The organism is Prosthecobacter fusiformis (assembly GCF_004364345.1).
In the GTDB taxonomy this organism is placed as follows: Bacteria; Verrucomicrobiota; Verrucomicrobiia; order Verrucomicrobiales; family Verrucomicrobiaceae; genus Prosthecobacter; species Prosthecobacter fusiformis.
Genome location: NZ_SOCA01000005.1, coordinates 1 through 12,537 on the forward strand (window position 1 = coordinate 1; position 12,537 = coordinate 12,537).

At 55.1% G+C, this 12,537-nt stretch carries 10 protein-coding genes; 6 read left to right on the forward strand and 4 right to left on the reverse strand.

Going from position 1 to position 12,537, the window contains the following annotated elements:
- Window positions 1-381 (reverse strand): transposase (locus EI77_RS24065; protein ID WP_341806088.1); only part of this gene is annotated, 381 nt, incomplete at its 3' end.
- Between the two features lie 173 nt (window positions 382-554).
- On the opposite strand from EI77_RS24065, the gene EI77_RS13975 reads away from it, so the two are divergent.
- A complete protein-coding gene (locus EI77_RS13975) occupies window positions 555-860 on the forward strand; it encodes an addiction module protein (protein WP_133795912.1) in 306 nt (101 codons plus the stop codon).
- A gap of 37 nt (window positions 861-897) precedes the next feature.
- Here the strand turns inward: EI77_RS13975 and EI77_RS13980 are convergent, their stop codons facing one another.
- Complete coding sequence (locus EI77_RS13980) at window positions 898-1,557, reverse strand: hypothetical protein (RefSeq protein WP_133795913.1); 660 nt, start codon at window positions 1,555-1,557, stop codon at window positions 898-900.
- A 141-nt stretch (window positions 1,558-1,698) separates the two neighbouring features.
- On the opposite strand from EI77_RS13980, the gene EI77_RS13985 reads away from it, so the two are divergent.
- From EI77_RS13985 to EI77_RS13995, 3 genes are all read left to right on the forward strand, one after another.
- The gene (locus tag EI77_RS13985; protein WP_208300356.1) at window positions 1,699-2,376 is read left to right on the forward strand and encodes an ABC transporter ATP-binding protein; all 678 of its coding nucleotides are present in this window, start codon (window positions 1,699-1,701) and stop codon (window positions 2,374-2,376) included.
- A gap of 86 nt (window positions 2,377-2,462) precedes the next feature.
- Entirely contained in the window at window positions 2,463-6,095 is a 3,633-nt protein-coding gene (locus tag EI77_RS13990) for a lipocalin-like domain-containing protein (RefSeq protein WP_166647258.1), read from the forward strand.
- Window positions 6,096-6,187: 92 nt separating this feature from the next.
- Window positions 6,188-7,504: a S8 family peptidase gene (locus EI77_RS13995; protein ID WP_133795915.1), complete on the forward strand. Its 1,317-nt coding sequence runs from the start codon at window positions 6,188-6,190 to the stop codon at window positions 7,502-7,504.
- On the opposite strand, the gene lnt is transcribed toward EI77_RS13995, so the two are convergent.
- Together lnt and EI77_RS14005 are read right to left on the reverse strand one after the other, a co-directional pair.
- Window positions 7,501-9,180, reverse strand: a complete 1,680-nt coding sequence (gene lnt, locus EI77_RS14000) for an apolipoprotein N-acyltransferase (protein ID WP_166647259.1) — start codon at window positions 9,178-9,180, stop codon at window positions 7,501-7,503. The genes EI77_RS13995 and lnt overlap by 4 nt on opposite strands.
- A 10-nt stretch (window positions 9,181-9,190) precedes the next feature.
- Window positions 9,191-9,979, reverse strand: a complete 789-nt coding sequence (locus tag EI77_RS14005) for an SDR family NAD(P)-dependent oxidoreductase (protein WP_133795917.1) — start codon at window positions 9,977-9,979, stop codon at window positions 9,191-9,193.
- Between the two features lie 148 nt (window positions 9,980-10,127).
- On the opposite strand from EI77_RS14005, the gene EI77_RS14010 reads away from it, so the two are divergent.
- Both EI77_RS14010 and EI77_RS14015 read left to right on the forward strand, forming a co-directional pair.
- Window positions 10,128-11,378 carry an MgtC/SapB family protein gene (locus tag EI77_RS14010; RefSeq protein ID WP_133795918.1) on the forward strand — a complete coding sequence of 417 codons (1,251 nt, stop codon included), beginning with the start codon at window positions 10,128-10,130 and terminating at the stop codon, window positions 11,376-11,378.
- A 54-nt stretch (window positions 11,379-11,432) separates the two neighbouring features.
- Window positions 11,433-12,518, forward strand: a complete 1,086-nt coding sequence (locus EI77_RS14015) for an SAM-dependent methyltransferase (RefSeq protein WP_133795919.1) — start codon at window positions 11,433-11,435, stop codon at window positions 12,516-12,518.
- Window positions 12,519-12,537 lie beyond the last annotated feature (19 nt).

A 12,537-nucleotide genomic window follows, 5' to 3' on the forward strand; every position in this document is an offset into this window, starting at 1 on the left:
TTGTGGCTGGCAGCGCCCGTCCACCGCAGCATGCAGCTTCGTGTTGAGTCCGCCCTTGGTGCGGCTCATGGCCTGTTGTTCCTGGCCTCCGGCGGGGTTGGCCCCGTCCCGGTGGACCTTGATGTGGGTGGAGTCAATCATGCCGAGGTTCTTGCCTGCATGCCATTTCATCTGCTGCATGGCCTGATCCCAGAGACCGGCCTTGGCCCAGCGGCGGAAGTGGCCGTAAACAGTTTCCCAGGCAACGCCAGGGACGTCCAAAGCACGCCAGGAGCCGCCTTCTTTGAGCACGTGCAGAACACCTGCGATGACCAGCTTCAAATCACTGAGAGGCCGACCTGGTCGGAGCCCAGCCTCCTCTTCCTTCTGGTATTTAGGAATCTATGGATTTTATAACCTCGGCCAGTTTGGGAACGACGGCTTGGTATTTTGGGTGCAGGTGCATCCCTCTTGTTAGGCCATTTTTAGAACTTGTACAGTTTTAAAACACGCCCTAAGAAGGCATAAGCTAATCGCATCCTGCTTCCCCGTGGCTAACACGGTGAAGCAGGATCGTGAAAATCATAGATTTCTCTTGTCGTCGCGATAGGAGTGCTGTCGTTGAACGCATCAAAAAAGAGATCCGAAATCTGGAACCAACAGACATCGAAGCACTACTTCGTGACCTTCAGAATGAGTATGTAATGCATTCTCCTGATGACGACGAGATTTCCGTAGAGGCAGAATGGGGGGCTGAGATTGACCGCCGGGTGCAGGAGATTGAGGAAGGAACGGTAGGGAGGATTTCCGGCAAAGACCTGCGCCGCAGCACCGAGGCGCTTTTTTGCCGAACTTGGCCTGCGAAGCTAAATATCCTTTGAACTACCGCCTGCCAAGCCTCTGGCAATCTTGGATGTGTTATTCTCCAGCGCCCTCTTTCCTGGCTGCCAGCAGTGTCACGATGAGGACGAAAAAGCACATTACGACGGAGAACAGCGGAAACTGCAAGGCTGCCGGGAGGCTATAAATCAGCGCAAGTGCAGGGATCCATACAAGCCAGTTAGTCATCATCACAGCAGGGCAGGTTCGCATCCAAAATTCGCGGCCCAAGGAGGCGCGGGTGCGTTTCCAGTTCGCTCCCAGCTCGATCCAGCGAAGGGCAATAAGGTAAGTAGGCACAAACCAGATGGGGCTGAAAACGAACTGGTCGAGAACCACTTTTTTGAGCAGGGTGAAAACATCATTGCCATGTCCAAAGACGAAGCCTTGAAAACGGTAAAACAGGTCGATTTCCATGCCGCGATAGCCCCAGAAGAGCATGCTCAGTAGGAGGCGTTTCCAGCGTCCGCCCTCTGGCAGCATGCCCATCAATGACTGAACACAGAAGGGGAGCACTGCGGCCGCAAAAATTGTGGAGGTCAGCGAGAAGGCGAAAGACCAACGCAGTTTAAAGTTCCCAATAGCCTCCCAGCCTCCCGCCACTGCGGGGACATGGTAATAGGAGGTCACTAAGGTGATCACCAGCACGTTCAGCAGCAGGCATGCAGTTCGATTCTGACGGAAGGCCGCTCCAATCATGCTGAAAATTCCGGGCGATTGGGGAAGGGGAGATGGCATGGATTGCAGACTTGGGAGAATATAATGATGGCCAGAATGCCATTCCTATGAGTCAGACTGCTGCGCAACTGGAGCTTCATTACACACGTTAATCTACTGCCCATGCCAAATTTCATCCTTGCCGCCACGGATCTTCATCGCAGTTACGCCTTGGCTGAGTCCGCTGTTCCAGCCTTGCGCGGGGTTTCGCTGCAATTGGAGGCGGGAGCCTTTGTGGCTGTGATGGGGCCATCTGGGTGTGGAAAATCCACGCTGTTGCAGCTTTGCGGTGCCATGGATAAGGCGGATTCAGGATCGCTGAAACTGGACGGACGGGAAGTCACCTCCATGACGGATACGGACCTGACTCGACTGCGCAGAGAACGAATCGGGTTTGTGTTCCAATTCTTCAATCTGTTGCCGACGTTGAGTGTGCTGGAAAACATCGCCATGCCGCTTTTACTGGCGAGGGTGAATGAGAAGACCGCTTTTGAGAAGGCCCGGGTTTTGGCAAAAAGGGTGGGCATTGATCATCGGTTGGGACACTTTCCCAATCAGATTTCCGGCGGGGAAGCACAACGTGCAGCTCTGGCCCGTGCGGTGATTCACGAGCCGGCATTGCTGATTGCGGATGAGCCAACGGGCAGCCTCGATAGCACCAATGGACAACGTGTTTTGGAACTGTTCCAAGAACTGAACCGCGATCTAGGAGTTGCGATTCTGATGGCGACACATGACGCCCAGGTCGCTGCCGTAGCTAAACAGGCTGTTCGAATGAAGGACGGGAGGGTGGTGGAATAATGGAAGTCTTGAATCAGGAGCCGATGTCTGAATCTGGCCGGATGACACGGGCTTCATCCTTGTTTGTACAATTCATTTTGCGGCCCATGCGGAAAGAACCTGCGCGCACAGCACTCACAGCCCTGGGGGTGATGCTGGGAGTGGCGGTGATGCTGGCGATTCAACTGGCTAACAGCGGCTCTCTGCGCGGGTTCTCAGCAGCGCTGGATGCGGTTTCTGGCAAGGCAGCTCTTGAGATCACTGCGCCGCCATTGGGAGTGGATGAAACTTTGCTGCCCGGGATGTCTTGGTTGCGAGAATACGGCATCGCCACACCAGTGATCGAATCCGATGTGATGGCGGTGGTCGGTGAGGGACGCGAGATGCTCCGCATCATCGGGGTAGATGCCATGCGGGATCCTGCGCTGCGAGATTATGCAGTAGCAGAAGGCAACTCCAGTGGTTCTTCTTCAGCGACTGGCATGGAACTCATGGCATTGCTGGGCAAGCCGGATTCGCTATTGATCACGAGCACTTTTGCGGAAAGGCACGAATTGCAAGCTGGAGATAAAATCAAACTCCAGATTGGGGATCGTGAGCGGCTTTGTAGCATCACGGCCATTCTGGGCAAAAGCGGACAAAAGGGGAAAGGCGGCACGCAGTCGGCGTTGGCTGCCCAGTCGCTGGCCATCATGGACATTGCCAATGCTCAAGTCATCCTGGGTAAAGCAGGGCGGGTGGACCGGGTGGAACTACGGCTGCATGAAGGTATTCCCGTGGAGAATGCCGAACAAGAAGTCAAACAACGAATGTCTAAAGGGCTGTCTGTGCAGAGACCGCAGAGGCGAAGTGCTGCGGTGGAAAAGATGCTCGCCGCTTTTCATTTCAACCTGACCATGCTGTCGGGCATTGCTCTCGTGGTGGGCGTGTTCTTGATTTACAATACGGTCTCTGTGGCGGTGATGACGCGGCGGCGTGAGATCGGGATGCTGCGTACTCTTGGGGTGACACGGGGGCAGGTGCTGCGTTTGTTTTTGGGGGAGGCGGCACTGCTCGGCCTCATCGGCGCTGTGCTGGGAGTGCCTCTGGCCAAGGTCCTGGCGGAAGCGGCGATCGCACTGACTTCGACAACCGTGGACACCCTTTATGTGGCGACTGCCGCGCAAGTGCCGGAACTAGCCTGGCAGCATTGGGTCATGGCTTTGGGCATCGCTTTACCGCTGTCTCTATTAGCTGCTGCATTACCCGCCCGAGAGGCCTCGCGGGTGACACCTGTGGAGGCGATGCGAAGCGATGCAGGCATGCTTTCTGATGCCCATCGTTCATCGTTATGGAAGGCGGCAGTGCCGGCAGTTCTTTGTTTGATCGCTGGTTATGTCGCGGCCGGGCAGCCTGCGGTTTCTGGGCTGCCACTGTGGGGGTATTTCGCATGTTTGTGCGCCATTGCTGGAATGTCTTTGCTGGTTCCGTTCGTTCTACGTGGGACTGCGGAAATTCTGCGGGGTTTTCTTGGGCGTTGTTTCGGCATTGAAGGCAGGCTGGCGGCATCCCAAATTCGGGCTTCCACACACAGGCTTTCGGTGTCAGTGGCTGCATTGGCGGTGAGCCTAGCTTTAACCGTGGCCATTGCGGTCATGGTCGGCAGCTTCAGGCAGACCGTGCTTTATTGGGTGGACCAGACTCTGGGGGCGGATCTATACATCCGCCCAGGTACTCCTCCACGCAGTCAGAGCCCGCCCACTTTTTCTGAACCCACGCTCAAAATTTTGCGCGAACATCCTGCGGTGCTGGCCTTTGACGGGCATCGTTCCATGGACATTCCCTATCAGGACAGGATCATCAAACTGGGGGCGGGAGATTTCGATGTTCAAATGCAGCATGGCCGCATCGCCCTAAAGACTCGAGGCAATGCCAAAGCCATCTTGGAACAGGCGAAGGCAAAGGGGGAGGTGTTCATTTCGGAAAGCTTTGCCTTGCGTTTCAAAGTTAGGGAAGGGGATGCCGTTACCCTTTCCACTCCGAAGGGTGAACATGCTTTCCGGGTTGCCGCGCAGTTCTACGATTATTCCAATGACAGTGGTACACTCACCATGGATAAAACATTGTTTAATAGTTGGTTTGGCGAAAGCCAGCCTACCCATGTGGCCATCTATTTGAAGCCTGGTTTTGATGCGGAAGCGGTGAAGACGGAACTGGTGCAGCAACTTGATGGGCGGGGTTTTGTCGCCATCTTTACCAATGCGGGCCTGCGACAAGAGGTGCTGCGTATTTTCGACAGCACCTTTGCCATCACCTGGGCGTTGGAGATCATTGCCATCCTGGTGGCCATGGCGGGGGTGGCTGCAACTATGATGACCCTTGTGCTGGAGCGAAAGGATGAGATTCGACTGCTGCGCATTGCGGGTGCAGAGGCTTCGCAGGTGAGGCGCACCATTGTCATCGAATCCGGTCTGCTGGGAGCGGTAAGCCAGGGGCTGGGTTTGGTGGTAGGGATGCTTCTGTCCCTGGTGCTTATCCACGTCATCAATCCTCAGAGCTTTGGCTGGAGCATCCAGTTTTACACACCATGGCTGTTTTTATTGGGCTCAACTTTGCTCACGGTGATAGGCACCATGATCGCGGGACTTTGGCCTGCCCGCCGCAGTGTCTCGCGGACGTTCATTGCTTGCGCAGTGCTGGTTCTGCTTTGTCCGGCGGCTGCATCTGCGCAGGAGTGGAAACCATCGCGGCCTGGCTATGAGTATGTCTTTCCAAGAGATCACGGCCAACATCCTGAGCATAAGATAGAATGGTGGTATTTTACAGGGAATCTGAATTCAAAAGAGGGACGGCGCTTTGGTTATCAGCTCACCTTTTTCCGCATCGGTGCTGTGGCTAAGCCCGAGGTGGATTCATCCTGGGCCCTGCGAGATGTATGGATGGCCCACTTGGCAGTCACGGATGCAGCGGGCAAGGAATACCATCATGCGGACCGCTTGAATCGGGCGGGGCCAGGGCTTGCCGGTGCGACAGAACAACGAGTCTGGAATGAGGACTGGGAGTGTCTAACCAAGCCGGAGGGGAAGTTCACACTCTCGGCTGGTGATCATGATTTTAGTATCGAACTGGAACTGTACTCGGGAAAACCTGCCGTCATTCACGGAGAGGCGGGCATCAGTCAAAAAGGTGCTACACCTGGCAACGCCAGCCATTATTATTCGCTGACGCGAATGCCTACAAGTGGAAGCATAAGACTGGGAGCAGAGACATTTGAAGTCACGGGGGAAAGCTGGATGGATCACGAATTCGGAACCAGTTTTCTTGAGAAAGGGACGCGCGGATGGGATTGGTTCAGCGCTCAGCTTAGTGATGGGAGTGAACTGATGCTTTTTCAGTTGCGAGGGGATGCGTCCGTGGATTCCAGTGCAGGAACCTGGATTGGGCCGGATGGTCAGGTGGTGGCCTTAACAGCCAAAGATTTTAAATTGACTCCGGGCAAGATTTGGAAGTCCCCAGGAGGGGCGGCTTACCCTATTGAATGGCGGATTGAAGTGCCCTCACAGGGTCTGTCCCTGACAAGCACCGCTGTCCTGCCGAACCAGGAGTTTAGAGCGGATACGACGCCAGGATTGGGGTACTGGGAAGGCGCGGTGGACTATAGTGGGAAGGCTGGAGAGAAAACTGTCAGCGGCCAGGGATACCTGGAGATGACAGGGTACTCCGGCCGGGCGATGAGTTTGTGGTTTGGCCAGGAGGAATGATGTCTTGAGACAAGTGGCCGCCTCGGGGTATTCTAAAGAAGCAAAAATAACATGAAACAAAGACCTGTTTGCGGGGTCTCATACCACAACTTATGAATTCCTGGTTTAAAGGCATCCTTATTTTCAGTGTTGTGGTCTGCCTGCTCTCCTTTGGCACGCTGGCCTGGCTGGCCGTGAAGACGACAGATGTGCCGGAACAGTCGGCTAAAAAATCACAGGCCTGGGATTGGGTATTTCAGCCGACTCAAGTTGGGCAGGATGCCGTCACTGCCGCTTTGGATCAAGCTGCTGCCGAGGCGGCCCGGTCCGTGGATGAATTGGCTGAGCGTCTTCAAAAGCTCAATTCAGCCCCAGGCGTGAAAGCGAATGAACTGCTGCTCACCTTCAAATCCCCTGAAGCGCTGAGGGCTTTCAAAGAGCGGGCGGCAGCTTTAGGATTGAAGGTTCTTCATGATGATGAGCGACTGCTTACGGCCAGAGTCGGCTACACTGATCCCGCCGCGATGGCGCGGGAACTGCGGCAAAATGCTGCCGATTTGGACAACATCGGCCTCAATTATCTGGCCTGGGTGCCTGGTCTGCCAGATCTCAGCCAAGTAGATACGGCAAACGCCGGGGGCACTGTTCCTTTTGGCGACAGCGGTCTGAACGCGATCGGGGCCGCCAGAGACCGTCGTGCCTGGGGAACCGGAACAACGGTGGCGGTGCTTGATACAGGTGTGACTGACCACGCCATGCTGGACAATTCTAAGATCACGCACATTGATCTGGTCAACGATGGTGAGGCACCGAATGGGCATGGAACGGCTATGACCTCACTCATTGCAGGGGTGGATGCACAGGAGGGAGGCGTTGCGCCTGCCTCGCAAATTCTCGATATTCGTGTGGCCGATACCAATGGGGAAAGCAACACGGCCTTGGTGGCCGAAGGCATCATGCGAGCGGTGGATGAAGGGGCGTTGGTGATCAATATCAGCCTTGGTACCACAGGGGATTCTGCGATGCTGCGCAAAGCGATTGATTATGCCCAGGACCGTGGAGTGATCGTCGTGGCAGCGGCCGGAAACGAACAGCAGACAGCTCTGGCATATCCCGCCGGGTATGAAGGGGTCATTAGTGTGGCTGCAGTGGATGCTTATGGCAACCAGGCCATCTTTTCCAACTCCGGAGAAAGCCTGACCATTGCCGCACCAGGTGTCGGCATTGTTTCCGCCTATGCGGATAACCGAATGGTCATCAGCAGTGGTACTTCCCAAGCGACGGCCCTCACCTCAGGGGTTGTTTCAGCGATGCTCGGTTTTGGTTATTCGGCAGAGAGTGTTACTGCGGCATTGATCAGCAATGCCAAGACCACCGGTGCTCCTAAGTCGCAGGTTGGCGCTGGTATTGTGCAGATCCCTCAGCGTTAAACGGGCTGCCGTTTTTTGAGGAGGGACATGGCGATAACAACCCCAGTGATGAGAAGCATCGCTATGGAAAAGACATCTCCCCACTGGGCATAAAATGTGAGTTTCCCAGCCTTCGGGACTTGCACCTCCCCTGGCAGGCAGCCTTCGATGAAGGTATTCCCCGTCTCTGGGTCCGAAAGTCGTGAAGTGATCTGACCATAGGCATTGATGAAACAAGAGATGCCTGTATTGGCAGCCCGGACCATGGGACGATGCAATTCTATGGCGCGAAACTTGGCGTTAGCCAGATGCACTTCTGTCTCGGTACTCTCGAGAAACCAGCCGTCATTGGTAATGTTCACCAGCATCTGCGGAGCCGGTCGGACAAATCTCCTGGCCAGACGTCCCACTGTATCTTCAAAGCAGATCAAGGGGATCAACTGCACCTGCGGCTTCTCCAAAAGAAGGGGCTCGGCCTTGGTGCCTGGCGCAAAATCTCCCGGCAGAACGCCCTTCAGAAACGAGAAAGGCGGGATATTCCGGTATGGGAGATACTCGCCGAAAGCTACAAGATGGATCTTGTTATACTCCTGGCGGTTTTCATAGTTGTCCCGAAATAGAACGGCCGAAACATGGCCTTGACGCCCTTCTTCATGCAACTCAGTTCCTGTTAAAAGGCTGTAATCTCCCAGTGCCAGTAACTCATCAAAATAAGGCTTATGATCCGGCAAGCCATGAAGATGAACGGGCAGTGCACTCTCTGGCCAGATGACCAAGTCGGTATGGGTGGTCCCATCGCGGGCTTCAGCGTAAAGTCGGGTAAAGGTACTCAACCGCTGATAGACTTGCGGGCCTAACTCACCTGACCAGGCATCGACTTGGGCCACATTCGGCTGCACCAGAACGGTGCGAACGGTCATGGTCTCTTCGGTTCGTTTACCCGCCAGTTTTTGCATGCCGTATCCCGCTACCGCGAGAACTACGATCAATGCAAAGGTGAAGTCCAAACGAGACCGACAGCGCTCGGCATGGCCGTAGGAGCAGATCATTCGCCCAATCGCATTCCAAGCCGTGCAGGCGACAAAGACCGGCAGGAAGGACAGTCCCATGACCCCCACGACGTCGGTGATCTGAATCAGGACATCATTCTGGTGCAATGCTACACCGAGACCGTTCCAGCCGAAGCCGGAGAATAACAAAAAGCTTCGTACCCATTCCAGTCCTACCCAGGCTGCACCCGCGATAAAGGCGGAACGCAGCGAAACCCAGGTGCTTTCCTGCCAGCGGGACTTGGACAGTCTCTCGAAATCAGGCTTGGCAAACCGACCGACGATCCACGCCCAAGCACCGAAATAGAGAGCGCAATAAAGAGCCAGTCCAACGACGGCCGCTGCGCCGAGAAGCTCCGATTCCCAGCCTATCCAGGCATCATCGCGTGCCCCGGCGATAACCCGTGATGAATGCCGTAGCCAAGCCAGATTTGGAATCCAAAAGGCGGCCCCGGCCAGCCAGCCGGAGAGGAAAAGTGAGGAGGTCTTTGCCCTCTCATTGCTTTTGATGGGCCATAGCAAAAACAGCAGGGGAAAAAGCCACAGCCATGCGGCCAGTTCAAAATTAGCCCCAGGAAAAGCCAGGGTCAAAATTCCGCCACTGATCAGCGGCAGGAGAAAACGAGGGAGGCGGTTAAGGAAACGCATGTAGCTAAATTTAAAAGACGCTCCTGACCAGGCCACCATCCACACGCAAAGCAGCACCATTGATGGCCGAAGCCAACGGGCTGCTGACGAAGGTGACAAAGTCCGCAATTTCCTGCGGCTTAATGAGGCGCTCGATCAATGATGTGGGACGGTTTTCCTGCATGAAGCGGCGTTCCGCATTCTCCTGCGTTTCATCGGGAAAGATGTCCTTCACAAACTTGGTTACTCCTTCTGTTTTGGTAGAGCCCGGCATGATGGTATTGACGGTGACCGCAGTGCCTTTGGTCAGTTCAGCCAAGCTGCGGGAAATGGAAAGCTGCATGGTCTTGGTGGCCGCATAGTGGGCCATTTCGGGCGACGGGCTCACGGCTGATTCGCTGGAGATAAAAATGATGCGCCCAGTGTTCTGGGCGATCATTTGTTTCAGGTAATGGCGTGCCAGACGCACACCGCTCATGATGTTCACCTCAAACAGTCGCTGCCAGTCTTCATCGGTCTCATCAAAAAAGCCCACGGCTTCATAGATGCCGAGGTTGTTCACTAGGATGTCCAGTTTCGGATATTGGAGCACCGTTTGCACCGCAGCTTCAGCCGTCCCGTTGTCTGCAGCCAGAGCCTCCAATTTTGCATCAGGCACTTGCTTGAGGATGTCCGTCATCGCGGACTCCACGGCCTCAAGGCTGCGGCCATTGATGATCACCGTAGCTCCTTCACGAGCTAATGAGGTGGCGATCTCTTTGCCAATGCCACCACTGGAGGCAGTCACGAGAGCGAGTTGATTTTCAAGTTTAAGATTCATGATGAAAGACGGGCTGAATGCGCATGTCATAGCGCATATCGACGTGTGTATCCAGGAATACGGACAGTCGCATGGATGAAGCGGAAAATGTCAGACGTGCTGGCGTGCTGACAGCCGATATTTTTAATGACACCCTTTCTATTAGCAAATGACACCGCATGACCTTTTAGCCCCGCAACAATTGGCCATTTCTCTGGGTTTAGGGTTGTTGCTGGGATTGGAGCGTGAGCGATCAGAAAGCTCCATTGCTGGCATCCGGACGTTTCCATTTATCTCACTACTGGGAACAGTCTGTGCGCAGGTGGCCGATCTCTCTTCACCCTGGATCATTGCAGCCGGACTGCTGGCCGTCACGGCGATCGTCATCACCGCCAATTACACCAAAATCAAAAATGGCGAACGTGATGCAGGAACAACCACCGAATTTGCCGCCGTGCTGTTGTATGGGGTAGGGGCGTTGATCGTCGTGGGCAGTATCGAGGCTTCACTGGTGGTGGGAGGGGTGATGGTCATTTTGCTGCATTTAAAGGGGCCGATGCATCGCATGGTCAATGCCATGGGGGATCATGACGTCCGCGCCATCATGCAGTTTGTGCTCATTTCCCTCATCATCCTGCCCGTGCTGCCGAATGGGGACTTCGGGCCTTACGGGGTGTGGAATCCATTTAAAATCTGGCTCTTGGTCGTGTTCATTGTCGGTATCAGCCTCAGCGGATATGTCCTGTACAAAATCTTCGGCGCACGTGCTGGGGCTATCCTCGGTGGGGTCATCGGCGGTCTTGTCTCCAGCACGGCCACCACCGTCAGTTTCGCACGCCGTTGTGCCAGTGATCCCGCCCTGGCACCGTTGGGTGTCCTGGTCATCATGATAGCTTCGTGCATCTCACTGGTGCGTGTTTTGGTGGAGGTCGCCGTGGTGGCTCCGGGCATCCTTCAGGCAGTTGCGGCTCCTTTGGGCATCCTTCTGGGTTGGTGCCTAGTTATATCAGTGGGCCTGTATTTTTTAAGCCGCAAGAGTGTCGTTGAGATGTCAGAGCAAAAGAATCCGGCTGAATTTAAATCAGCCATCTTTTTTGGTCTTCTGTTCGCTTTAGTCCTGTGGGGAGTGGCGGAGGCAAAGGAGCGTTATGGGGAGGCTGGAATGTATGTCATCAGCGTCATTTCCGGGCTCACAGACATGGATGCCATCACGCTTTCCACTGCCGGTATGGCGGCATCAGGAAACATTAGTACACGGGTGGCATGGCACTCCATCGTCGTGGCAGCCATGGCCAATTTTGCCTTTAAACTGGCTGCTGTCGCCATCCTGGGCTCTGCTGCGTTGATCTGGCGTACCGCGATCTCCTTTGGTCTGGCGGTGGCCGGGGGCGGTCTGTTACTGCTTTTGTGGCCGTGGTAAATCTCCCTCACATGCACTTGCGCATGACCGTCGCTCAGGCGAGGTCATCAATTCATGACAAATGCCGAAGTGCCAACCTCCCAACCCCAGTCCCACTCCTGGCTGGTGCGCATTCCTGAGATCTTTGAAGGCGTGGCTGGAGAAGTCTTGGAGCGGTTTGGAGCGACATCGACAACACGTCTGGGCCAGGATTACTACCTCATCAAAACGCCCAAGCCTTCGGCCATCCATGAGTCTGAATCTGCCAAATTTGCGCGGTGGAATCTGCCCCTAGATCACAGTTGGCCCTGCAATCCCCAAAAGATGGAGGGATTCATTGAGAAAGCTGCGCAGACCCTGCTGAAGAAATTTGGTGACCGGCAGCCCCAGGGACTGTTCATCGGACAGCTCAATCCCACCTCTCCAGACAAGTATTACAAAGGCCTGGCCTCCAATCTCCGCGGCCGGGCTTTGCAGTTATTCCCCAAACTGGACGCCAACACCGTGGAGGAGCAGGCTCCTGAAAAGCCCACCTTGTTTTGTCTAGTGGGCAAAGAAGGGCTCTTCTGTGGCATGCAGAGTCCGCGCTTATCCAATGGTCTTTATGCCGGAGGCAGCAAATACATCGACCAGGATTCACCGGATATCATCAGTCGTGCCGGGGCTAAAATTGCCGAAGCGCTGCACTATCTGCTGCTGCACCGACCGCCCCTGGTTAAGGGCAGTCATTGGGTGGAGCTTGGGGCCTGCCCCGGTGGGATGACATCGGAATTGCTAGCAAGAGAGCAGCGCGTCACGGCCATTGATCGGGCACCGCTGGACCGTCGGTTGGACAACCGGCCGGGATTAAAATTTGTGCATGCCGATGTGGCCACCTTTACCCCACAGGCTGGCACCGTATATGATGCTGTTCTTTCAGATCTCAACGGCCCACCATATGAATCCATGGATCATGTCATCCGCCTGTCTAGGTTCCTGAAACCTAGAGGGCTGGTTGTTTTCACCCTTAAAATTCCGCGGATTGAGAGCGTGGACGAGCCCTGTGAGCTTTTCCGCAAAACGGTGAAGACCGCAACCAAAGCGGGCCTTCGTCTCTTCGCCCAGACCCATCTGACGTATAACCGGCACGAGTTCACCCTGTTTTTCGAGAAGGTATCTTGAGGAATACACCGTCTTGCAG